20 protein-coding genes are annotated in these 22,635 nt (G+C 72.9%); 9 read left to right on the top strand and 11 right to left on the bottom strand.

Annotated features, from left to right (window positions below; genetic code table 11):
* Positions 1–103 precede the first annotated feature (103 nt).
* From proC to AB0I73_RS25990, 5 genes are all read right to left on the bottom strand, one after another.
* A complete protein-coding gene (proC, locus tag AB0I73_RS25970; protein ID WP_363041126.1) occupies positions 104–916 on the bottom strand; it encodes a pyrroline-5-carboxylate reductase in 813 nt (270 codons plus the stop codon).
* A 127-nt stretch (positions 917–1,043) separates the two neighbouring features.
* Positions 1,044–1,829, bottom strand: coding sequence for an ABC transporter permease (locus tag AB0I73_RS25975; protein ID WP_363041128.1), 786 nt, complete (start codon positions 1,827–1,829; stop codon positions 1,044–1,046).
* Positions 1,826–2,629: an ABC transporter ATP-binding protein gene (locus AB0I73_RS25980; protein ID WP_363041130.1), complete on the bottom strand. Its 804-nt coding sequence runs from the start codon at positions 2,627–2,629 to the stop codon at positions 1,826–1,828. Before AB0I73_RS25980 ends, AB0I73_RS25975 begins: the two co-directional genes overlap by 4 nt.
* 197 nt (positions 2,630–2,826) lie before the next feature.
* Positions 2,827–3,339 carry an EamA/RhaT family transporter gene (locus tag AB0I73_RS25985; RefSeq protein ID WP_363041132.1) on the bottom strand — a complete coding sequence of 171 codons (513 nt, stop codon included), beginning with the start codon at positions 3,337–3,339 and terminating at the stop codon, positions 2,827–2,829.
* A 96-nt stretch (positions 3,340–3,435) separates the two neighbouring features.
* Positions 3,436–3,768, bottom strand: a complete 333-nt coding sequence (locus AB0I73_RS25990) for an SH3 domain-containing protein (RefSeq protein ID WP_363041134.1) — start codon at positions 3,766–3,768, stop codon at positions 3,436–3,438.
* 182 nt (positions 3,769–3,950) lie between these two features.
* Between AB0I73_RS25990 and AB0I73_RS25995 the strand changes: the two genes are divergently transcribed.
* Positions 3,951–6,143: a serine/threonine-protein kinase gene (locus tag AB0I73_RS25995; RefSeq protein WP_363041136.1), complete on the top strand. Its 2,193-nt coding sequence runs from the start codon at positions 3,951–3,953 to the stop codon at positions 6,141–6,143.
* Positions 6,144–6,206: 63 nt separating this feature from the next.
* Here AB0I73_RS25995 and ilvD read toward each other — a convergent pair whose 3' ends face one another.
* The 4 genes from ilvD to AB0I73_RS26015 form a co-directional block, all read right to left on the bottom strand.
* Complete coding sequence (gene ilvD / locus AB0I73_RS26000; protein WP_363041138.1) at positions 6,207–8,060, bottom strand: dihydroxy-acid dehydratase; 1,854 nt, start codon at positions 8,058–8,060, stop codon at positions 6,207–6,209.
* A 159-nt stretch (positions 8,061–8,219) separates the two neighbouring features.
* Positions 8,220–8,867 (bottom strand): TetR family transcriptional regulator, encoded by a 648-nt coding sequence (locus AB0I73_RS26005; RefSeq protein WP_363041140.1) that lies wholly within the window; start codon positions 8,865–8,867, stop codon positions 8,220–8,222.
* A complete protein-coding gene (locus AB0I73_RS26010; protein WP_363041142.1) occupies positions 8,864–9,733 on the bottom strand; it encodes a sugar phosphate isomerase/epimerase in 870 nt (289 codons plus the stop codon). The genes AB0I73_RS26005 and AB0I73_RS26010 overlap by 4 nt, the downstream gene beginning before the upstream one ends.
* 200 nt (positions 9,734–9,933) lie before the next feature.
* The gene (locus AB0I73_RS26015) at positions 9,934–10,866 is read right to left on the bottom strand and encodes a Ppx/GppA phosphatase family protein (RefSeq protein ID WP_363041144.1); all 933 of its coding nucleotides are present in this window, start codon (positions 10,864–10,866) and stop codon (positions 9,934–9,936) included.
* A gap of 95 nt (positions 10,867–10,961) precedes the next feature.
* On the opposite strand from AB0I73_RS26015, the gene AB0I73_RS26020 reads away from it, so the two are divergent.
* The gene (locus AB0I73_RS26020) at positions 10,962–11,819 is read left to right on the top strand and encodes a hypothetical protein (RefSeq protein ID WP_363041145.1); all 858 of its coding nucleotides are present in this window, start codon (positions 10,962–10,964) and stop codon (positions 11,817–11,819) included.
* A gap of 101 nt (positions 11,820–11,920) precedes the next feature.
* On the opposite strand, the gene AB0I73_RS26025 is transcribed toward AB0I73_RS26020, so the two are convergent.
* Positions 11,921–13,747 carry a hypothetical protein gene (locus tag AB0I73_RS26025; RefSeq protein ID WP_363041147.1) on the bottom strand — a complete coding sequence of 609 codons (1,827 nt, stop codon included), beginning with the start codon at positions 13,745–13,747 and terminating at the stop codon, positions 11,921–11,923.
* A gap of 174 nt (positions 13,748–13,921) precedes the next feature.
* Between AB0I73_RS26025 and radA the strand changes: the two genes are divergently transcribed.
* Positions 13,922–15,331, top strand: coding sequence for a DNA repair protein RadA (gene radA / locus AB0I73_RS26030; protein ID WP_363041149.1), 1,410 nt, complete (start codon positions 13,922–13,924; stop codon positions 15,329–15,331).
* A gap of 242 nt (positions 15,332–15,573) precedes the next feature.
* Positions 15,574–16,698: a DNA integrity scanning diadenylate cyclase DisA gene (disA, locus tag AB0I73_RS26035; protein ID WP_363041151.1), complete on the top strand. Its 1,125-nt coding sequence runs from the start codon at positions 15,574–15,576 to the stop codon at positions 16,696–16,698.
* A gap of 44 nt (positions 16,699–16,742) precedes the next feature.
* Here disA and AB0I73_RS26040 read toward each other — a convergent pair whose 3' ends face one another.
* Positions 16,743–17,615, bottom strand: coding sequence for a hypothetical protein (locus tag AB0I73_RS26040; protein WP_363041153.1), 873 nt, complete (start codon positions 17,613–17,615; stop codon positions 16,743–16,745).
* Positions 17,616–17,948: 333 nt separating this feature from the next.
* Here AB0I73_RS26040 and AB0I73_RS26045 point away from each other — a divergent pair, with 333 nt between their 5' ends.
* The 5 genes from AB0I73_RS26045 to cseC all read left to right on the top strand — a co-directional run bounded on the left by AB0I73_RS26045 (position 17,949) and on the right by cseC (position 22,481).
* The gene (locus AB0I73_RS26045; protein WP_363041155.1) at positions 17,949–18,926 is read left to right on the top strand and encodes an A/G-specific adenine glycosylase; all 978 of its coding nucleotides are present in this window, start codon (positions 17,949–17,951) and stop codon (positions 18,924–18,926) included.
* A 294-nt stretch (positions 18,927–19,220) separates the two neighbouring features.
* Positions 19,221–19,760, top strand: coding sequence for a SigE family RNA polymerase sigma factor (locus tag AB0I73_RS26050; protein WP_363041157.1), 540 nt, complete (start codon positions 19,221–19,223; stop codon positions 19,758–19,760).
* Positions 19,748–20,416 carry a hypothetical protein gene (locus AB0I73_RS26055; RefSeq protein ID WP_363041159.1) on the top strand — a complete coding sequence of 223 codons (669 nt, stop codon included), beginning with the start codon at positions 19,748–19,750 and terminating at the stop codon, positions 20,414–20,416. Before AB0I73_RS26050 ends, AB0I73_RS26055 begins: the two co-directional genes overlap by 13 nt.
* Positions 20,417–20,427: 11 nt before the next feature.
* Complete coding sequence (gene cseB, locus AB0I73_RS26060) at positions 20,428–21,126, top strand: two-component system response regulator CseB (RefSeq protein ID WP_363041161.1); 699 nt, start codon at positions 20,428–20,430, stop codon at positions 21,124–21,126.
* Positions 21,127–21,134: 8 nt separating this feature from the next.
* Positions 21,135–22,481, top strand: coding sequence for a two-component system sensor histidine kinase CseC (cseC, locus tag AB0I73_RS26065; RefSeq protein ID WP_363041163.1), 1,347 nt, complete (start codon positions 21,135–21,137; stop codon positions 22,479–22,481).
* Positions 22,482–22,635: the final 154 nt, after the last annotated feature.

The following is a 22,635-nucleotide window of genomic DNA, read 5'->3' on the forward strand; positions in this document are numbered from 1 at the left end:
GGGGGCGATGGCGGCCTCGATCGGGCTCAGCGGGCAGGACCTCGCACTGGACCGGACGGCCGCGATCCGCTGGGTGCCCCGCAGAGCGGCGCACGATGGATGCTCAGTCCTTGGTGCCGGAGGCCAGTTCGCGGCTGCGGTCGCGGGCTGCTTCGAGGGCGGCGATGAGGGCGGCCCGTACGCCGTGGTTCTCGAGCTCGCGGATGGCGTTGATGGTGGTGCCGGCCGGGGAGGTGACGTTCTCGCGGAGCCTCACGGGGTGCTCGCCGCTGTCGCGGAGCATGGTCGCGGCGCCGATCGCGGACTGGACGATCAGGTCGTGGGCCTTGTCCCGGGGCAGGCCGAGCAGGATGCCGGCGTCGGTCATGGCTTCGACCAGGTAGAAGAAGTACGCCGGGCCGGAGCCGGAGAGGGCGGTGCAGGCGTCCTGCTGGGACTCCGGGACGCGGAGGGTCTTGCCGACGGAACCGAAGATCTCCTCGGCGTGGGCGACGTGTTCGGGGGTGGCGTGGCTGCCGGCGGAGATGACCGACATGGCCTCGTCGACCAGGGCGGGGGTGTTGGTCATGACGCGCACCACCGGGGTGCCGGCGGCGAGGCGTTCCTCGTAGAAGGAGGTGGGGATGCCGGCGGCGCCGCTGATGACGAGACGGTCGGCGGGGACGTGCGGGGCGAGTTCGACGAGGAGGGCGGCCATGTCCTGCGGTTTGACCGTGAGGATCAGGGTGTCGGCGGTCTTGGCGGCTTCGAGGTTGGTGACCGGGGTGACTCCGTGGCGGGCGCGGAGTTCGTCGGCCCGTTCCTGGCGGCGGGCGGTGACCAGGAGGTCGGCGGGGGCCCAGCCGCCGCGGATCATTCCGCTGAGCAGGGCTTCACCGATCTTGCCGGTGCCGAGGACTGCGACTTTCTGAGCCATGGCTGGGGGTGCCTTCCGAGGTGTGCGCGTCGTCCTGGTTCATCCTCGCACTCGGGTGGTCCGGGGGTGGGGTGGTGTCCGGTGGGCGGACGGCCGGGTGAGCCGCCCGGGTGGGCGGCCCGTGGTGTCAGGCCGTCCTGCGGCGCAGGGTCGCCGCGCCCAGGGCGAGGACGAGCAGGGCGCAGCCGGTGACGATCAGGACGTCGCGTACGAAGGCGGTGGTCATGTCGGTGTGCATGAGGACCTCGTTCATTCCGTCCACGGCGTAGGACATGGGGAGGACGTCGGAGATGCCCTCGAGGACGGGGTGCATGGTGGCGCGTGCGGTGAAGAGTCCGCAGAGGAGGAGTTGGGGGAAGATCACTGCCGGCATGAACTGGACCGCCTGGAATTCCGAGGCCGCGAAGGCCGAGACGAAGAGGCCGAGGGCCGTGCCGAGGAGGGCGTCGAGCAGGGCCACCAGGAGGAGCAGCCATGGGCTGCCGACGACGTCGAGCCCCAGGAACCAGACCGCCAGTCCGGTGGCCAGGGCCGACTGGACGATCGCGATCGCGCCGAAGGCGAGGGCGTAGCCGGCGATCAGGTCGCCCTTGCCGAGGGGCATGGCGAGGAGGCGTTCGAGGGTGCCGGAGGTGCGCTCGCGCAGGGTGGCGATGGAGGTGACCAGGAACATCGTGATCAGCGGGAAGATCCCGAGGAGCGAGGCGCCGATGTTGTCGAAGACGCGCGGGCTGCCGTCGAACACGTAGCGGAGCAGGAGCAGCATCAGGCAGGGGACGAGCAGCATCAGCGCGATCGTGCGCGGGTCGTGGCGGAGCTGGCGCAGGACCCGGGCCGCGGTGGCGAGGGTGCGGGAGGCGTTCAGGGCGCTCGTCGGGGCGGAGGGGCGTGTCGTCGTACGGGGGGTGCTCATCGTGAGGTCTCCTTCGTGCGGCTTGCCGCGACCGCCGCGTCCACCAGGTGCAGGAAGGCGCCCTCGACGGTTTCGGAGCCGGTGCGGGTGCGGAGGGCGTCGGGTGTGTCGTCGGCGAGGATCTCGCCCGCGCGCATGAGCAGGAGGCGGTGGCAGCGCTCGGCCTCGTCCATGACGTGGGAGGAGATCAGCAGGCTCGCGCCCCGTTCGGCGGCGATGTCGTGGAAGAGCTGCCAGAGGTCGCGGCGCAGGACGGGGTCGAGGCCGACCGTGGGTTCGTCGAGGACCAGCAGTTCGGGGGTGCCGAGGAGGGCGACGGCCAGGGAGACGCGGCTGCGCTGACCGCCGGAGAGGTTTCCGGCGAGGGCGTCGGCGTGACTGGTGAGGTCGACGTCGGTGATCGCGCGGGTGACGTTCTCGTGGCGGCGGTCGGTGGCCGCTCGGCCCGGGTCGAGGATCGCGGCGAAGTAGTCGAGGTTCTGCCGGACCGACAGGTCGTCGTAGACCGAGGGCGCCTGGGTGACGTAGCCGATGCGGGTGCGCAGGGCGGAGTGGCCCGCGGGGAGGCCGAGGACGTCCAGGGCGCCGGTGACCTTGGCCTGGGTGCCGACGATGGCCCGCATCAGGGTCGACTTGCCGCAGCCGGAGGGGCCGAGGAGGCCGGTGACCTGGCCGCGCGGGACGGTGAAGTCGAGGCCGTGCAGGACGGTGCGGGGGCCTCGGACGACGGTGAGGTCCTGGGCCCGGACGGCGGGGGTGTCGTCGTCCGGGCGTGGGGGGCCGGAGGAGTAATTCATCATGTGATGAATAATCCTCTCGGGGACGGGACACGTCAAGCGGCGGCGGGCGGAAGGCGGGGGTGGCACGGGCTCGGCGGGTCCGGGCATGCCGAAGGGACGCGCCGGCGCCTGACATCTGGCATGTCGAGGTCGTCGGACGCGTCTGAGGGGTTGCCGGAAGGAGCGGGGCGGGTCCCGTGGCGGCTGCGGGACGGGCCCTACGGGCGGCGGCGCTTCCCGGGGTTGCCGGAGCGGCGGGAGATCCGCCTCTCGTACTGTTCGCGGGCCGTCCGGTACTCCTCGCGGTGGAGCTTCTCACCGGGGGCCTCGACGAGGGAACGGAAGAAGTAGGCGAGGAGGGAGCCGACGAAGCCGATGCTGAGCAGACCGCGGAGGGACCGCTGCCGGTCGGGGTCGGGGCGGCGCTTGAACGCCTCCCAGGTGTGCCCGAACGCGAGGGCGCTGCAGACCGCGAACATCCCGACCGCGAGGATCCCGACGAAGCTGCCGACCTCGGCGATCCGAAGGCCCTGGTAGGCGATGCGCAGGACGATGCAGGAGACGGCCGCGGCGGCGAGTGAGCCGGCGGCGACGCCGACCCGGCGGGCCGCGTAGCCGTTGTCGCGGTCGACCCAGGTCGTGCCGAAGAAGCGGATGGGCTCGGGGCGGGGGCCCGCCGGGGCTCCCGGGGAGCCCGCGGTGCTGTCCGGGGTGCCGTTCTCTGCGCTCACGCATCGATTATGGCTCCGGTGGCACCGCGGGCCCCGGGCGGGCTCCGGGCCGACCACGAGCGGGCCCCGGCGGACTACGGAGGGGCCCGGGTCGGGTCAGCCGCAGCGCGGGGCCACGTAGCCGTCGCTGCCGGTCAGCACGTAGGCGTCCGAGACGTACTCGCCGTTGCCGATGTTGTCCCAGATGTTCGACGTGCCGTAGGGGCCGGTGACGGTCGTGCCCGGACGCTGACAGGAGATCGGCACCTTCGCGCCCAGCGGCAGCGTACGGACGATGATGTAGTTCGTGCCCGGACCGCTGCGGACGTTGAGCCGGTGGCCCGGCGCGACCGGGTAGGAGCGCACGGCCGCCACCGCGGCCGATTCCACTCCGACGGTGACCTCTGCTTCTCCGACTTCTCCGACTTCTCCGACATGGTCGACTGCCATGGAAACCTCCCCCGTTGTGCACCCCATGCCTGTCATGGGGTCCCGTTCATTCCCCGGAATCACGCCACGCACACCTGTGCGTCGTTTGAACATGGACGCGGGCACGCTTCCTCGGTCTCGTACGCATCATCGACTAGGCTCCGTGCGTCGCGCGCGCGGACGAACAGCACGGGGGTGGTCCCATGGCGCCACAGCGGAACGTCGGAGCGGGCGCGGAAGCGGAACTTCCCGAGTACGCCGGTCACTACCGTCTCGAGTCGCGCCTCGGCTCCGGCGGAATGGGCGTGGTGCATCTGGCCCGGAGCACGTCCGGGCTGAAGCTCGCGGTGAAGGTCGTGCACGCCGAGTTGGCCCGGGACCGTGAGTTCAGAGGACGTTTCCGGCAGGAGGTGGCGGCGGCCCGGCGGGTGAGCGGCGCCTTCACCGCACCGGTCGTCGACGCCGACCCGGAGGACGAACGGCCCTGGATGGCAACGCTGTTCATCCCCGGGCCGACCCTCGCCGAGCATGTGAAGCGGAACGGCCCGATGCCCTCGCCCCAGTTGCGCAGGCTGATGGCCGGACTCGCGGAGGGCCTGCGGGACATCCACCGCGTCGGAGTGGTGCACCGCGACCTGAAGCCCAGCAACGTACTGCTCGCCGAGGACGGTCCGAAGGTCATCGATTTCGGCATCTCTCGGCCGAAGGACAGCGAACTGCGGACCGAGACGGGCAAGTTGATCGGCACCCCGCCCTTCATGGCACCCGAGCAGTTCCGACGCCCTCGTGAAGTGGGGCCCTCCGCCGACGTCTTCGCGCTCGGTTCGCTCCTGGTGCACGCGGCCACCGGGCGCGGGCCGTTCGACTCCGACAGCCCGTACGTCGTCGCCTACCAGGTCGTGCACGACGAGCCCGACCTGACCGGAGTGCCGGAGGAACTCGCCCCGCTGGTGCTGCGCTGCCTGGCCAAGGAGCCCGAGGACCGGCCCTCCCCGGACGAGCTGATGCGGGAGTTGCGGTCCGTCGCGGCCTCGTACGACACCCGGGCGTTCCTGGCCGAGGCCTTCATACCGGCGCAGCGGACGGAGCCGACGGCCTCGGCGGGCGCCGTACCCGGCCACCAGGCGGAACCGGAACCCGAGGAACCCGAGCACGGGCCCGACACCGGCCCCGGGACGGACGCCGAGGAGCCCCCCGCCCGGCAGGCGGCCCGGCGCTCCGTTCGGCCTCCGCTGAGCAAGCGGGCGTTGCTCGGGGGCGGGGCGCTCGCCCTCGCCGTCTTCGGCACGCTGTTCTCCGTCCAACTGCTCGGTGACGAAGCCCCGGAGAGACGGACCACCGGCGTGCGGACCACGGCGGCCGCGTTCCAGGCCTGGGAGGCGGCGCCGTCGGGGAAGCCGGGCACCCCGCAGTGCTCGTACGGAGCCGGCCGGCTGTTCTGCGCCCTGCCGGGGCAGGTGTTCGCCCTCGATCCCGACGACGGCGGCACGCTGTGGCGGCACACCCTCGCGCCGTCGGCGCCGGGCGGCCCGCCGGTCGTGTCGGGCGGTCTCGTACAGTCCGCGCCGAGCCAGGGCAACGGACCGGCGGCGCTCGACCCGGCCTCGGGGAAACCGGTGTGGCGGCAGGACGCCGCCGAGCACGGCGGCCTGGCCGTCGCCGGTGACACGCTTGTGCTCACCGGTGCCGACGGCACGGTCACCGGCGTGGACAGCGCCTCGGGCGACACGAGGTGGACCGGGCGGATACCGGGACACGACGTCCCGCTCTTCGACTCGTTCACGGGAGATCCGCTGGCGTACGCCACGAGCACCTCCGGCGACGGTTCGAGCACACGGGTCACGGCCGTCGACCCGCGGACGGGTGAGGTGCGGTGGGACGCGCGGCTGACGGGGATGCTGCAGCCGGTCGGCACCACGGGCGGGTCGGTCGTCCTCACCTCCTCGGACCCGGTCTACGGCGAGGCGAAGGCCCTGGTCCGCTACACGCCGGACAGCCGGGAGGTACGACGGGTGGCACTGTCCGTCCCGCTGCCGCAGGTTCAGGGCACCGTGCACGGGGAGGTCGCCCATCTGACGGGGGCCGGCGGCCGGGTCGTGGCCGTCGACATGGGCGCGCTGCGGCAGCGGTGGAGCCTGGAAACCGGTGTGGCCCGTACTTCCGCGCCGGTGGCCGACGCGCGACATGTCTTCCTCGCGGCACCCGACGGGCGGCTGCTCGCCGTGGACGCGCGGGTGGGGCGCCTCGTCGGGCAGACGGAGCCCCGGATGGCGGCCGCTTCCGACCGGGTCGTCGCCGTGCTGCCCGAGCCGGTGCTCGCCGACGGCCACGTCTACGCCGCCGCCCCCGACGGCACGGTCTTCGCCGTGGACGGCCGGGACCCGGCGGACTGGTAGAGCACCACGCGCGTGGCCCCCGGACGAGGGGGCCACGCGCGTGGTGGTGGTGTCGGGCCGGTGTCAGACGAGCTTCGAGATGTCCCGCACCGCGCCCTTGTCGGCGCTCGTGGCCATGGCCGCGTACGCCTTCAGAGCCGCCGAGACCTTGCGGTCGCGGTTCTTCGGCGCGTACGTGCCGTTCAGTTCCCGCTCGCGGCGGGCCAGCTCGGCGTCGTCCACCAGGAGCTCGATCGAGCGGTTCGGGATGTCGATGCGGATGCGGTCGCCCTCCTCGACCAGGGCGATGGTGCCGCCCGACGCCGCCTCCGGGGAGGCGTGGCCGATGGAGAGGCCGGAGGTGCCGCCGGAGAACCGGCCGTCGGTGATCAGGGCGCAGGCCTTTCCGAGACCGCGGCTCTTCAGGTACGACGTCGGGTAGAGCATCTCCTGCATGCCGGGACCGCCCTTGGGACCCTCGTAGCGGATGACGACGACGTCACCCTCCTTGACCTGCTTGGTGAGGATCTTCTCGACGGCCTCGTCCTGCGACTCGCAGACGACCGCCGGGCCCTCGAAGGTCCAGATGGACTCGTCGACGCCGGCCGTCTTGACCACGCAGCCGTCGACGGCGAGGTTGCCGCGCAGCACGGCCAGGCCGCCGTCCTTGGAGTAGGCGTGCTCGGCGGAGCGGATGCAGCCGCCCTCGGCGTCCTCGTCGAGGGCGTCCCAGCGCTCGGACTGGGAGAACGCCTCGGCGGAGCGGACGCAGCCGGGTGCCGCGTGCCACAGCTCCACCGCCTCCGGGGACGGGGAGCCGCCGCGGATGTCCCAGGTCTTCAGCCAGTCGGCCAGGGACGGGCTGTGGACCGAGTGCACGTCCTCGTTCAGCATGCCCGCACGGTGCAGTTCGCCGAGCAGGGCGGGGATGCCGCCCGCGCGGTGCACGTCCTCCATGTAGTACGTGCGGTCCTTGGCGACGTTGGGCGCCACCTTCGCCAGGCAGGGCACGCGGCGCGAGAGGGCGTCGATCTCGGTCAGGCCGAACGGGACCTCCGCCTCCTGGGCGGCGGCCAGCAGGTGCAGGATCGTGTTGGTCGAGCCGCCCATGGCGATGTCCAGCGCCATCGCGTTCTCGAAGGCCGCGACGGTGGCGATGCCGCGCGGCAGGACCGTCTCGTCGTCCTGCTCGTAGTAGCGGCGGGTGATGTCCATGACCGTGCGGGCGGCGTTCTGGTAGAGCGCCTTGCGGGCCGTGTGGGTGGCGAGGACCGAGCCGTTGCCGGGGAGGGACAGGCCGATGGCCTCGGTGAGGCAGTTCATCGAGTTGGCGGTGAACATGCCGGAACAGCTGCCGCAGGTCGGGCAGGCGTTCTCCTCGATGCGCAGGACGTCGGCGTCGGAGATCTCGTCGTTGGCGGCGTCCACCATCGCGTCGATCAGGTCCAGCGTGCGGACCGTGCCGTCGACCAGGGTGGCCCGGCCGGCCTCCATCGGGCCGCCGGAGACGAAGACCGTCGGGATGTTCAGCCGCAGGGCGGCGTTGAGCATGCCCGGGGTGATCTTGTCGCAGTTGGAGATGCAGATCAGGGCGTCCGCGCGGTGCGCCTCGACCATGTACTCCACGCTGTCCGCGATCAGGTCGCGGGAGGGCAGCGAGTACAGCATGCCGCCGTGACCCATCGCGATGCCGTCGTCGACGGCGATCGTGTTGAACTCGCGCGGGATGCCGCCGGCCTCGACGACCGCCTCGCTGACGATCCTGCCCACCGGCGCGAGGTGGGTGTGGCCGGGGACGAACTCCGTGAAGCTGTTGGCGACGGCGATGATCGGCTTGCGGCCGATGTCCGCGCCCGGCACACCGGAGGCCCGCATCAGGGCGCGTGCGCCCGCCATGTTGCGGCCGTGGGTGACTGTGCGGGACCTCAGCTCGGGCATCGTCGCTCGCTCCTTCAGACCTTCTCAGGGTGCCGGGGTCAGAGAGTTCTGACTCCGGTCGAGCGTACGCCGGTCATCCAGGGGGCGGGACAGGGTGTCCGGATTGCGAGATACGTGTCTCGGCGCGGGAGCGGTGGGCCGCGGGTGCTCCGGGGCCGGTCACCGGCCGGTCAGATGTCCCTGCACCACCGGCGCCACCCGCCTGACGATCTGCTCGGGGTCCGCCGAGGCCAGCGGCTCCACCTTGATCACGTACCGGATCATCGCGATCCCGACCAGCTGGGCGGCGGCGAGCTCGGCGCGCAGCTCCGCGTCCGGCAGGTCGAGCCGCCCCGCGATCCGGCGCAGCAGCTGGCCGGCGACCAGGCGGCGGAAGACGCCGGCCGCGGCCTCGTTGTTGACGGCGGACCGGACGATCGCGAGCAGCGGGGTCCGGGTCACCGGGTTCTCCCACAGATCGAGGATCATCCGGGTCATCCGCTCGCCGACCTCCTCGACGGGAGCGTCGAGGACGGCGTCCCGGCCCTCGAGCGCGGGGGCGAAGGCGACCTCGACGGCCGCTTCGAAGACCTGTTCCTTGGTGCCGAAGTAGTGGTGGACCAGTGCGGAGTCGACGCCGGCCGACTTGGCGATCCCCCGCACGGAGGTCTTCTCGTACCCGCGTTCGGAGAACTCCTCGCGGGCGGCGTCCAGGATGCGGTCGCGGGTGCCGGCCGACTCCGTACGCGGGGGACGGCCGCGGCGCCGGGCGGTTCCGTGGCCGCCGGGGGACGCGTCCGGGCCGCCGGGCACGCCGACGTCGGTCATCGCCGCGGCACCCAGAGCGCCGAAGATCCTGTGGGCCCTGTGGGCCCTGTGGCCCCTGTGGACCCGGACGCCAGGTGCAGGCGGGTGAACGCGAGCGCCTCCGCCAGGTCGGCCTCGCGCTCCGCGCCGGACATGGCGCGGCGGGTGTTGACCTCGATGACGACATGGCCGTCGAAGCCGTCGGCCGCGAGGCGCTCCAGCACCTCGGCGCACGGCTGGTCGCCGCGGCCGGGCACGAGGTGCTCGTCCTTGGCCGAACCCCGGCCGTCGGCGAGGTGGACGTGACCGAGGCGGTCGCCCATGCGGTCGAGCATCCCCAGGGCGTCGGTGCGGGCGGTCGAGGCGTGGCTGAGATCGATCGTGAAGTGGCGGTAGTCGTCCTTGGTGACGTCCCAGTCGGGGGCGTAGGCGAGCATCTCGCGGTCGCGGTAGCGCCAGGGGTACATGTTCTCCACAGCGAACCGCACATCCGTCTCGTTCGCCATCCGCCAGATCCCGTCGACGAAGTCGCGGGCGTAGTGGCGCTGCCAGCGGAAGGGCGGATGGACGACGACCGTGGTGGCCCCGAGCCGCTCGGCGGCGGAACGGGCCCGCTGGAGCTTGGTCCAGGGGTCGGTGGACCACACGCGCTGCGTGATGAGCAGGCAGGGGGCGTGCACGGCGAGGACGGGGACCCGGTGGTAGTCGCTGAGTCTGCGCAGTGCCTCGATGTCCTGGCTGACCGGGTCGGTCCACACCATGACCTCGACGCCGTCGTATCCGAGGCGTGCGGCGATCTCGAAGGCCGTCGCCGTCGACTCCGGGTAGACGGAGGCCGTCGACAGGGCGACCTTCGCATCCGGGATGCGCACCGCTGGTTCTGCCACGAGGGACAGCGTACGGGGTGTGTTCGACGGGCGGACGCGAGCGACGTGCTTCGGCCGGGGTCGTCCGCCCTCGCCGGAACGGCGTGTCCGCAGGGCACGGGGCGCTTGTCCGGTGCCCCCGGCCTCCGGTCCGGGCGCCCGCCGTGTGACCGACCTGACCGAACACGGCCGCCCCGCACTCACCCGCCGCGCGGACGTCGCTACGCGGGGCCCATGTGGTCCAGGCGGCGCAGGATGACGCCCTCGCGCAGGGCCCAGGGGCAGATCTCCAGGCACTCCACGTCGAACAGGTCCATCGCGGCCTCCGCCACCAGGGCCCCGGCCACCAGCTGGCCCGCGCGCCCCTCGGAGACGCCGGGAAGCCCGGCACGCTCGACGGTGGTCATGCCGGACAGCCGCGACACCCAGCCCTCCAGGGACTGGCGCTTGAGCTCACGCGGGACGTACAGGCCCTCGGTGGAGCGGGCGGCGCCCGCGATGCGGGCGAGCTGCTTGAAGGTCTTGGAGGTGGCCACCACGCGGTCGGGCGGGCCGAGGCGGCTGAACTCGCCGACCGTGCGGGCGATCTCCGCGCGGACGTGCCGGCGCAGCGCACGGACGTCGTCCGGTGCCGGCGGGTCGCCGGGCAGCCGGGCGAGGGTGAGACGGCCGGCGCCCAACGGCAGCGACACCGCGGCGTCGGGCTCCTCGTCGATGCCGAAGGCGACCTCCAGGGAGCCGCCGCCGATGTCGATGACCAGCAGCTTTCCCGCCGACCAGCCGAACCAGCGACGGGCGGCGAGGAAGGTGAGCCGGGCCTCCTCCGCGCCGGTGAGGGCCTGGAGCTTGACGCCGGTCTCCTCCCGCACGCGCGCGAGGACGTCGTCGGCGTTGCGGGCGTCACGCACCGCCGACGTCGCGAACGGCAGCAGTTCCTCGACACCTTTGTCCTCGGCGGCCCGGAGCGCTCCCTGGAGGACCGAGATCAGCATGTCCGTCCCGTCGGAACCGATCGCTCCGTCGGCGTCCAGCAGCTGGGCGAGGCGCAGCTCCGCCTTGTGGGAGTGGGCGGGCAGCGGGCACGCCCCGGGGTGCGCGTCCACCACCAGCAGGTGCACCGTGTTCGAACCCACGTCGAGGACACCGAGTCTCATGTACGGCACGCTACTGCCCGCCGGGCGGCGTGAACCCCGCTCCACGGAACTCGAGCCGGCGCCGGACAGTGAGATGGGCGACTTACCCTGGACGGGTGCCAAAGACGAACAAGGCGAAAACCGAGAAGGCTACGAAGACGGACACGAAGACCAAGAAGGCCAAAAAGGTCGTAGGTCCTCCGCAGGTGCCGTCGGATGTTCCGCCGAACGACGAGAAGGGCCTCGACTTCGCGCGGGCGTGGGTGGAGTTCCCCGATCCGGCGGACGACGAGCAGGTGTTCCGCTGCGACCTGACATGGCTGACCTCTCGCTGGAACTGCGTTTTCGGCAGCGGCTGCCAGGGCATCCAGGCGGGCCGCGCGGACGACGGGTGCTGCACCCTGGGCGCGCATTTCTCGGACGAGGACGACGAGAAGCGGGTCGCGGGGCATGTGGCACGGCTCACTCCGGACATCTGGCAGCACCACGCCGAGGGCACCCGGAACGGCTGGGTCTCCGAGGACGAGGACGGCGACCGCCAGACCCGGCCGTTCCAGGGGTCGTGCATCTTCCAGAACCGGCCGGGCTTCGCCGGTGGCATGGGCTGCTCGCTGCACATCCTCGCCCTGAAGGAGGGCCGCGAACCGCTGGAGACCAAGCCGGACGTGTGCTGGCAGCTCCCGATCCGGCGGACCTACGACTGGATCGACCGGCCCGACGACACGCGCGTGCTGCAGGTCTCCATCGGCGAGTACGACCGCCGCGGCTGGGGGCCGGGCGGCCACGACCTGCACTGGTGGTGCACGTCGGCGACCTCGGCGCACGGCGCGGGCGATCCGGTGTACGTCTCCTACCGTGCGGAGCTGACCGAGCTGATGGGCAAGGCCGGCTACGACCGGCTGGCCGAGCTGTGCGAGGAACGGCTGGCCTCGCAGTTGCCCCTGGTGGCACCGCATCCGGCGGATCCCGCCTGATCCTCGCCTCGTCTCCCCGGGCGTCGGGCTCCGGGCACGCGGCACGGAGCCCGCGGAACACACGGCGCACACAGCACACAGCACACAGCGCGATGCACGCGTCAGGACTCGGGCGGGCTCGCGTCGCCGCCGTCGTCGGCGGACGGTGACGTCGAGTCCGCGGGGACGGTGGAAGACGGGTCCGTCGAGGTCGGGTCGCTCGGTGCCGGATCGGTGGGCTCCGGGCCGGACGACGGGGGAGGCTCGCTCGGGTCGGGCTCCGAGGGGGCCGGTGACGTCGGCGTCGGATCCGGGGCCCGGGACGACGGCGGTCCTCCCGGCTCGCCGGAGCTCGAGGGAGGGACGCTCGGGGAGCCGGGGTGCGCGGTCCCCGGGCTTCCGGGACGACCGGGGTGCGAGCCGCCGGGAACGGAGGGGCCGGGGGCCGGGCCGTACCCCTCGATGGTCACCACGGCGCCGACGGGTGAGACCGCCACCCACGCGCTCCAGCGGCCGGACGGCTCGCGCAACTGGTCGACGTAGACCTTGATCGTCAATGACCGGCCCGGTCGGAGCGTCCCCGACGACCGGCTCAGATACAGCCAGGGCACACCCGTCGACGCGGACCAGCGGACCGGGACGGAGCCCCTGGCGGTCAGCGTGATCAGCGTGGTGTCGCCGCTGTGACCGGCCGTGACGCCCAGCGCGGCGGCGCCCCTGTGGCCGGCCCCGGTGACACCGACGACCTCCACGGACACGTCGGCCGCACCGTCCTTGCCGTCCTTGCCGTCCTTCCCGAAAGGGCCGCCCGGCCGGGTGCTGGCGTTGCCGGCGTTCTCGTAGCCGCCCGCTCCCTCGCCGTCGAGGTCGACGGGCGTGTCGACCTCCCGCGCGGAGGCGGAGCGGCCGTCCCCCGCCTCGCCTACGGGGGTGCCCCGGTAGGCGGCCCACAGCGCGAGCACGGGGGCCGCGACGACGGTGGCGACGACGGTCGTCGTGACGGCACGCGCGCGCAGCCGCTCTCTTCGCGCGATCCGGTCCTTGGGATCCATCGGAAAGCCGCGCCGGTCGAAGCGGGGCGCGGCACCACGCGCGCGTGAGTGCCGCGCCATCGCCGCGCGCAGGGCGGCGTCGGGAACCGCCAGGACGGGCAATTCGTCGGGGGTGACGCTGGTGCCGGGCCAGCGGCCGGGGACGGCGTGCTCGGCGGTACGGCGGCAGCGCGGGCAGTCGTCGACGTGCCGGACGAGTTCGCGGCGCAGCGTGCTGCTGAGCACGAGCCGGTTGTCGCCGGTGAGGTGCGCCACGCCCCGGCAGGCACCGGCCTCGACGACGGCGAGCGCCGCGCGGGTGCGCTCGACCTCGCAGGCGGCGGAGGCGAGCAGGTCGCGGGCGGCGACGGGTTCCATGCCGAGCACGGCCGCGACCTCGTGGGCACCGAGGTGGTGGCGGACGGCGAGTTCGAGCGCCTCGCGCTGCTCCGGTGTGGTGCCCGCCGCCTCCGGCCAGGCCAGCAGGGCCAGTTCACCGCGCCGCTGCTCCTGGACCTCCTCGGAGGCGGCCGGGGCGGTGGCGGTCCGGGCCGGCCGTCTCCGGCCGCCGCGGCCCGCCGCATGGGTGACCTGCCGTTTCTGCCGGGCCTCGGTCAGCTTGCGCAGACACGCCCAGCGGGCCAGCGCGTACAGCCAGGCCCTGCGGTCCCCGGCCGCGTCCGGCACCTGCCGACCGCGGCGCTCCGCGAGCGTGAGGACCTCGGCCAGGGCGGCGGTCGCCGCGTCGTGGTCGCACAGCACGGACAGGCAGTAGGTGAACAGGCCGTCCAGGTACGGTTCGCGGCACACCGGCGGCCGGTGCGCCAGCGTGCGGGCGGCCCCCCGGTCACGCACCTCCCGGTGCGCCCGGTGTGCGCCGGTCATGCGGGTCGGGATCTCCGGGCCACTGCTCATCATTCGGCGACCGTAGGCGGCCGGGGGTGGCCCCTTCCGGAGCCCTGCGCAGTTTTAATCCATACGGGTGAAACGATCCCTCAATCGGGGACAGGAACCTTTCGCCTCACGGTCGGCGCGGCTCCCGTGCGGCGGGCTCCGGTCCTCGTTGTCAGTGGCGGGAGCTACGGTTTCGACATGGCTGCCCGTACCAAGACCACCAAGGACCGACCGTCCTACCGCTGCACCGAGTGCGGCTGGCAGACGGCCAAGTGGCTCGGCCGCTGCCCCGAGTGCCATGCCTGGGGGACGGTCGAGGAGTACGGCGTGCCCGCGGTCCGTACGACGGCCCCGGGGCGGGTCACCACCTCCGCCCTGCCCATCGGCCAGGTCGACGGCCGCCAGGCCACGGCCCGCTCCACCGGCGTCCCCGAACTGGACCGGGTGCTCGGCGGCGGGCTGGTCCCGGGCGCCGTCGTCCTCGTCGCGGGCGAGCCGGGCGTCGGCAAGTCCACGCTCCTGCTGGACGTCGCGGCCAAGTCGGCGAGCGACGAGCACCGCACGCTCTACGTGACGGGCGAGGAGTCGGCGAGCCAGGTCCGGCTGCGGGCCGACCGGATCCACGCCATCGACGACCACCTGTACCTCGCCGCCGAGACGGACCTGTCCGCCGTGCTCGGCCACCTGGACGCGGTGAAGCCGTCCCTGCTGATCCTCGACTCGGTGCAGACGGTCGCCTCCCCGGAGATCGACGGGGCGCCGGGCGGCATGGCCCAGGTCCGTGAGGTGGCCGGCGCGCTGATCCGGGCCTCCAAGGAGCGCGGGATGTCCACCCTCCTGGTGGGCCACGTCACCAAGGACGGCGCGATCGCGGGCCCGCGGCTGCTGGAGCACCTGGTGGACGTGGTCCTGCACTTCGAGGGAGACCGGCACGCGCGCCTGCGCCTGGTCCGGGGCGTCAAGAACCGCTACGGCACGACCGACGAGGTCGGCTGCTTCGAGCTGCACGACGAGGGCATCACGGGCCTCGCCGACCCCAGCGGGCTGTTCCTCACCCGCCGTGCGGAGCCGGTCCCGGGCACCTGTCTGACCGTGACGCTGGAGGGCCGCCGCCCCCTGGTCGCCGAGGTGCAGGCGCTCACGGTCGACTCGCAGATCCCCTCCCCCCGCCGCACCACGTCCGGACTGGAGACCTCGCGCGTCTCGATGATGCTCGCGGTCCTCGAACAGCGCGGCCGCATCAGCGCCTTGGGCAAGCGCGACATCTACTCCGCGACGGTCGGCGGGGTGAAGCTCTCCGAGCCGGCGGCGGATCTGGCCGTCGCGCTCGCCCTGGCATCGGCGGCGAGCGACACCCCGCTGCCCGAGAACCTGGTCGCGATCGGCGAGGTCGGCCTCGCGGGCGAGGTGCGGCGGGTCACGGGCGTGCAGCGCAGACTCGCCGAGGCGCACCGGCTGGGCTTCACGCACGCGCTCGTGCCGGGCGATCCGGGCAAAATCCCGGCGGGAATGAAGGTTCTGGAAGTCGCGGACATAGGGGATGCTCTGCGCGTCCTTCCGCGCTCCCGTCGCCGAGAGGCCCCACGGGACGAGGAGGACCGCCGGTAGACTTTGCCCTGGTCTCGCCCGTCCGTACGAACCGAGTGCGTTAGGGTCTCCCGTTTGGATCAGGCCGGACAGGGAGCGGGGTCGGGTGCGCGCAGCTGCAAGGCGGAGGAGGGAGTCATGGCGGAGCCACGGCGACCGACGACAGCGCCGCAGCTGCGCGCACCCGACCCCGCGAGCCCGGCACGGCCCGAACGGGAGACCCTGAACGGGGGCGCCCCAGACATCGCGACCGGAGGAGTGCAGTGGCAGCCAACGACCGGGCAGCAGCTCCCGGAAAGTCCGGCGGGAGCGTCGGCTCCGATCGCCAGATGCGCGCCTCGCTGAGTGCCGTGGCACCCGGCACCGCCCTCCGTGACGGCCTGGAGCGTGTACTCCGGGGCAACACCGGTGGCCTCATCGTGCTCGGTTCCGACAAGACCGTCGAGACGCTGTGCAGTGGCGGCTTCGTCCTGGATGTCGAGTTCACCGCGACCCGGCTGCGCGAGCTGTGCAAACTGGACGGCGGCATCGTCCTGTCGTCCGACCTGTCGAAGATCCTTCGGGCCGGCGTCCAGCTGGTGCCGGACCCGACGATCCCGACCGAGGAGACCGGCACCAGGCACCGCACCGCCGACCGCGTCTCCAAGCAGGTCGGCTTCCCGGTCGTCTCGGTCTCCCAGTCGATGCGCCTGATCGCGCTGTACGTCGACGGCCACCGCCGGGTCCTGGAGGACTCGGCGGCGATCCTGTCCCGCGCCAACCAGGCGCTCGCGACGCTGGAGCGCTACAAGCTCCGCCTCGACGAGGTCGCCGGCACCCTGTCGGCGCTGGAGATCGAGGACCTGGTGACCGTGCGGGACGTCTCGGCGGTCGCGCAGCGGCTGGAGATGGTGCGCCGCATCGCCACCGAGATCACCGAATACGTGGTCGAACTGGGCACCGACGGCCGCCTCCTCGCCCTCCAGCTCGACGAGTTGATCGCGGGAGTGGAACCGGAGCGCGAGCTGGTCGTGCGGGACTACGTCCCCGAGCCCACCGCCAAGCGCTCCCGCACCGTCGACCAGGCCCTGCACGAGCTGAACGCGCTCCCCCAGGCCGAGCTCCTGGAACTGTCGACGGTGGCCCGCGCCCTGGGTTACACCGGATCCCCCGAGACGCTGGACTCGGCGGTCTCCCCGCGCGGCTTCCGGCTGCTGGCCAAGGTGCCGAGGCTGCCCGGCGCGATCATCGACCGTCTGGTGGAGCACTTCGGCGGCCTGCAGAAGCTGCTCGCCGCCAGCGTGGACGACCTCCAGACGGTGGACGGCGTCGGCGAGGCCCGTGCCCGCAGCGTCCGGGAGGGCCTGTCGAGGCTGGCGGAGAGCTCGATCCTGGAGCGGTACGTCTAGCGGTTCGCCCGACCCGGTCCGGCCCCGTCCGGTCCGGGTGGACCTCAGGCGCTCTCCAGCACGAAGGACGTCTGCACCTTCGCGAACCCCGGCGCCTTCGCCTCCACCAGATACGTACCGGCCTTGGCCGACCCCGCCGGCGGCGTCGCGCACTGCGCGGCGCTCGGCTTGCGGTCCCACTTCACGCCGTACGTGATGCTGTCACCGGCGGGCACCCGGAAGACGAGGCTCCCCGGGCCCTTGGGACAGTCGTCCGACGCCCAGTACGCGTCGTCGCCGTCCGCCTGAGTGATCGTCAACACGGCGCTCTCCGGTCCGAGATCGACCTTGCAGTCGCTGCCGGAGATGTTCCGCGCGGTCAGCCGGAAGGTGGGCGTCTCGTCGGGCTCGTAGGCGTTGCGGACACTGCGCAGACTGAACTTCACCGCGCTCGGGGTGCAGTCGGGCAGTCCGGAACCGGCCGGCAGCGCGTCTCCCGCACCGACCCCCGCCGAGGCACCGCCTTCGGATCCGTCGGCACCGCCGCCGCCGGCGTCGCCACCGTCGTCGCTGCCGTCCTCGCCACCGGCACCGCCGCCCGAGCCGCCGCCGGAGTCACCGGGGTCGCCGTTCGCCCCGTCGTCCTCCGCACCGGTCCCGGACGAGGAGCCGCCCGAGCCCTCACCGCCGGACTCGTCGCGTCCGCCCGGCGCCTGACTGATCGCCGGTCCCGAACTCGACGGTCCCGGAGCGATGGTGGACGGCGCGGGATCCTTGCCGTTGGCCCCGTTGGCGTGTCCGCCGTCACCCCCGTCGCCGGAGACGACGATCCAGGTGACGAGCAACGCCAACACCCCCAGCAGGGACAGCAGTACTGCCCTCCTACGCCAATAGATGGAGGAGGGAAGCGGCCCGACCGGATTGCGCAGAGATCCCACGGCGCAAACTGTACGAGAGATCCGAGCCGTCGCTGGCCCCACCCGCCGCCGAGAGCCACAACTTTTCCGGATCATCATCCCGGAAACCGCCCTCTACCCCGCCTCTCCCCAGGCGCGGCACGCGATGATCGCACAGTGTGATCATTTCTGCATCCTGTGCACGATCCGTGACCGTGGGCTTCCTGGGCGGCGAGCGGCACCGCCGACGCGGCACTCCGGCGCCCGCGCGTTCGCGATCGCGGCCCTTGCACCTCTGGCCAGAGCCCTGTCGCCCGCTTGACGGGGTGGCGGAGTGCCCGTTCCCGTGGGTGGTCGTGGCAGGATCGAGGTGCCATGACTGCTCCCACCAAGCCCCCGCACAGCGGCACCGCCGAGACCACTGAGCCCACTGAGACCGCCGACACCTCCGCCGACGACACAGCGCCCCAGCGTGCTCCCGGAGAGCCGCTGCACTCCCCCGTCATCGACTGGTTCGACGAGCACGCCCGGGATCTGCCGTGGCGGCGCCCGGAGGCCGGCGCGTGGGGGGTGATGGTCAGCGAGTTCATGCTCCAACAGACCCCGGTGAACCGGGTCCTGCCCGTCTACGAACAGTGGCTGGCCCGCTGGCCGCGCCCCGCCGACCTCGCCGCCGAGGCGCCCGGTGAGGCCGTCCGCGCCTGGGGTCGGCTCGGTTATCCGCGCCGCGCACTGCGGCTGCACGGCGCCGCCGCCGCCATAACGGAACGGCACGGCGGCGACGTGCCCGCCGACCACGCGCAGCTCCTGGCGCTGCCCGGCATCGGCGAGTACACGGCGGCCGCCGTGGCGTCGTTCGCGTACGGGCAGCGGCACGCGGTGCTGGACACCAATGTGCGCCGGGTGTTCGCCCGCGCGGTCACCGGTGTGCAGTACCCGCCGAACGCCACCACCGCCGCCGAGCGCCGGCTCGCCCGCGCGCTGCTGCCCGAGGACGAGGCGACCGCCGCGCGGTGGGCCGCCGCCTCCATGGAGCTGGGGGCGCTGGTGTGCACGGCGAAGAACGAGGCGTGCCACCGCTGTCCGATCGCCGCGCAGTGCGCCTGGCGGGTCGCGGGCAAGCCGGTGCACCAGGGACCGCCACGCCGGGGCCAGACGTACGCGGGCACGGACCGGCAGGTCCGCGGGCGGCTGCTGGCCGTGCTGCGGGAGGCACACGGTCCTGTCCCGCAGGGGGCCCTGGACCGGGTGTGGCACGAACCGGTGCAGCGCGCGCGTGCGCTGGACAGCCTCGTCGCCGACGGCCTGGTCGAGCCCCTGGCCGGCGGGCTGTACCGGCTGCCGCTGACCTGACGCGCCGGCGGGCCGCCCGCTCCCCCGCGTACGGGTGCCCGCCGGCACCCCGGTGCGGCCATATCGCCCCACAGTCCCCCCAACCGTCCCACTGTTCCACCGCGTTCCCACTTCCGTTACACAACCGACGGCCAGCCGACGGCCGACCGCAGGCTTCCCCGCACAGTGCCGTGACAACACCTCCGTAACTTCGTGTCCGTGCCCTCCAGTCAGGGACACGACGACCACGGATCACAGCGGTGGGGACCGGAACGCACGGGCGGGCCGGCGCGGGGAACGGAAGGGCGGATCACCATGGCGCAGGGCGAGGTGCTCGGGTTCGAGGAGTACGTCCGCACCCGGCAGGACGCGCTGCTGCGCAGCGCCCGCCGTCTGGTGCCGGACCCCGTCGAGGCGCAGGACCTGCTGCAGACCGCGCTGGTCCGGACCTACGGCCGCTGGGACGGCATCGCCGACAAGCGGCTGGCCGACGCCTACCTGCGCCGCGTCATGATCAACACGCGGACCGAGTGGTGGCGCGCCCGCAAGCTGGAGGAGGTGCCGACCGAGCAACTCCCGGACGCCCGCGTGGACGACGCCACCGAGCAGCACGCCGACCGCGCGCTCCTGATGGACGTGCTGAAGGTGCTCGCCCCGAAACAGCGCGGTGTGGTGGTGCTGCGACACTGGGAGCAGATGTCCACGGAGGAGACGGCCGCCGCCCTCGGCATGTCGACGGGAACGGTCAAGAGCACGCTGCACCGGGCGCTCGCCCGGCTCCGCGAGGAGCTGGAGGCCCGCGAACTGAACGCACGCGCGCTGGAGCACGAGGAGCGGGAGCGTTGCGCGGCCTGACCGGCGCGGGGCCCGAGCGGGCCCGGAGAACCGCCCGGGCGGCGACCACGGTGACGTCCGTGCTCGCCGCCCTCGGCCTGGTCGCCACCGCCTGCGGTACGGGCGGCACCGGCACACGGGACGAGGGGCCCGCGCACGCGGAGTCGGCGGCCGACGCCCGGTCCTCCGCTCCGTCCTACGCGGCCTCGCGCATGCCGGTCACGGCCGGCGCCCGCGTGGACGCGGTGCGGCTGGTCAAGGGCGACCCGACGGTCTCGGCGGCGGTCAAGCGGGAGCTGAAGCCGTGCGTGGCCGACGAGTACCCCGTCGACGTGAGCTACGGGAACCTCACCGGGGGGACCGCGGACGACGTCGTCGTCAACGTGCTGACCTGCGGCGACGCGGTGGGCGTCGGCTCGTACGTGTACCGCGACCGAGGCGGCGCGTACGTGAACGTGTTCAGGACCGAGGAACCGCCCGTGTACGCGGAGATCGACCGCGGGGACCTGGTGGTGACCATGCAGGTGTACGAGCGGGGCGACCCGGTGTCGAGCCCCTCCGGCGAGAACGTCATCACCTACCGCTGGACGGCGGGCCGGTTCGCCGAGAAGTTCCGCACCCACAACGACTACGGCAAGGTGGCGGGCACGGAGCCGACGCCGGCGCCCGACAGCTGAGGAGCACCGGTATGGCAGACCAGACCCACGTGCTGTTCGTCGAGGACGACGACGTCATCCGTGAGGCCACCCAACTCGCCCTGGAGCGGGACGGCTTCACGGTCACCGCAATGCCTGACGGGCTGTCCGGTCTGGAGGCGTTCCGGGCGGACCGGCCCGACATCGCGCTGCTGGACGTCATGGTCCCCGGCCTGGACGGCGTCAGTCTGTGCCGGAGCATCCGCGACGAGTCGATGGTTCCGGTGATCATGCTGTCGGCGCGCGCGGACCCCATCGACGTCGTCCTGGGCCTGGAGGCGGGCGCCGACGACTACGTGACCAAGCCGTTCGACGGTGCCGTCCTGGTCGCCCGCATCCGTGCGGTGCTGCGCCGCTTCGACCGGGCGAACGGCGGCCGGCAGGATCCGGCCTCCACGGACGGTGGGAGCCTGCTGACCTTCGGTGAGCTGGAGATCGACACCGTGGGCATGGAGGTGCGGCGGGCCGGGGAGCCCGTGTCGCTGACACCGACCGAGATGCGGCTGCTGCTGGAGTTCTCGTCGGCGCCGGGCACCGTGCTCTCCCGCGACAGACTGCTCGAACGCGTGTGGGAGTACGGGTGGGGCGGCGACACCCGGGTCGTCGACGTCCATGTGCAGCGGCTGCGCGGGAAGATCGGCCAGGACCGCCTCGAGACGGTCCGCGGCTTCGGCTACAAACTGAAGGCCTGATCACGGGTATGCGGGGGTACTTCCGGCGCCCGGTGCGAGCGGTTCTCGACCGGGCGGGCATCCGGACCGGTCTGCGGTGGAAGCTCAGTGCCGCCATCGCCCTGGTCGGCGCGCTGGTGGCGGTCGCCCTGAGCCTGGTCGTGCACAACGCGGCCCGGGTGTCGATGCTGGACAACGCGCGCGATCTCGCCGACGAACGCATCATGATCGCCCAGCGCAACTACGAGCTGTCCGGGCGGCTGAACTTCCCCAACACCAGGATCGACGACCCCGAGTTGCCGGCCGAGCTGCGGGCCAGGGTCGAGGCGGGCCGGCGCGCGACGTACGTGGCCGACCGGCCGGGCGGGACGCCGGACATCTGGGCGGCCGTACCGCTGAAGAACGGGCATGTCATGTCCCTGCACTCGGGCTTCACCGACCGCAGCTCGAACATCCTGAAGGACCTCGACCAGGCCCTGGTGATCGGCTCCATCGCGGTCGTCCTGGGCGGCAGCGCGCTCGGGGTGCTGATCGGCGGCCACCTGTCCCGTCGGCTGCGCAACGCGGCGAGCGCCGCCCACCGGGTCGCCAAGGGCGAGACGGACGTCCGGGTGCGCGAGGCCATCGGCGGGGTCGTCCTGGACGAGACCGACGACCTGGCCAGTGCGGTGGACGCCATGGCGGACGCGCTGCGGCAGCGGCTGGAGGCCGAGCGCCGGGTCACCGCCGACATCGCGCACGAACTGCGCACCCCGGTGACCGGCCTGCTGACCGCCGCCGAACTGCTGCCGCCGGGCCGGCCGACCGAACTGGTGCTGGACCGGGCGAAGGCCATGCGCACCCTGGTCGAGGACGTCCTGGAGGTGGCCCGGCTGGACGGCGCCTCCGAGCGGGCCGAACTGCAGGACATCCTGCTGGCCCAGTTCGTCACCCGGCGGATCGCGGCGAAGGACCCGGACGTCACGGTGCGCGTGGTGCACGAGTCGGAGGTCACCACTGACCCGCGGCGGCTGGAGCGGGTGCTCTTCAACCTCCTCGCCAACGCCGCCCGGCACGGCAGGCCACCCATCGAGGTCTCCGTCGAGGGGCGGGTCGTCCGGGTCCGCGACCACGGGCCCGGCTTTCCCGCGGACCTGCTCGCCGAGGGGCCGAGCCGGTTCCGCACCGGCAGCGCGGACCGGGCCGGCCGCGGTCACGGCCTGGGCCTGACCATCGCCGCCGGGCAGGCCCGGGTGCTGGGGGCGCGGCTCACCTTCCGCAACGTACGGCCGGCCGGAGCTCCGCAGGACGCGCCGGCCGAGGGCGCGCTCGCCGTGCTGTGGCTGCCGGAACACGCGCCGACGGACACGGGGAGCTACCCGGTGCTGCCCCGGTGAGGAACCGCCGCGGCGGGCGCGCGGGGGCCGAAAGCCCTCCGGCCGGGAGAACCCGACGGAGGGCTTGGGAGACATGCACGGACGGTCAGGCCGGTTCGCTCATCGCGGTGCCGGGGCCGGATCGCCGTCCTTCGATCCGGTCGCTCAGGCCCCT

It is taken from the genome of Streptomyces sp. NPDC050388 (assembly GCF_040655635.1).
Lineage (GTDB): Bacteria > Actinomycetota > Actinomycetes > Streptomycetales > Streptomycetaceae > Streptomyces.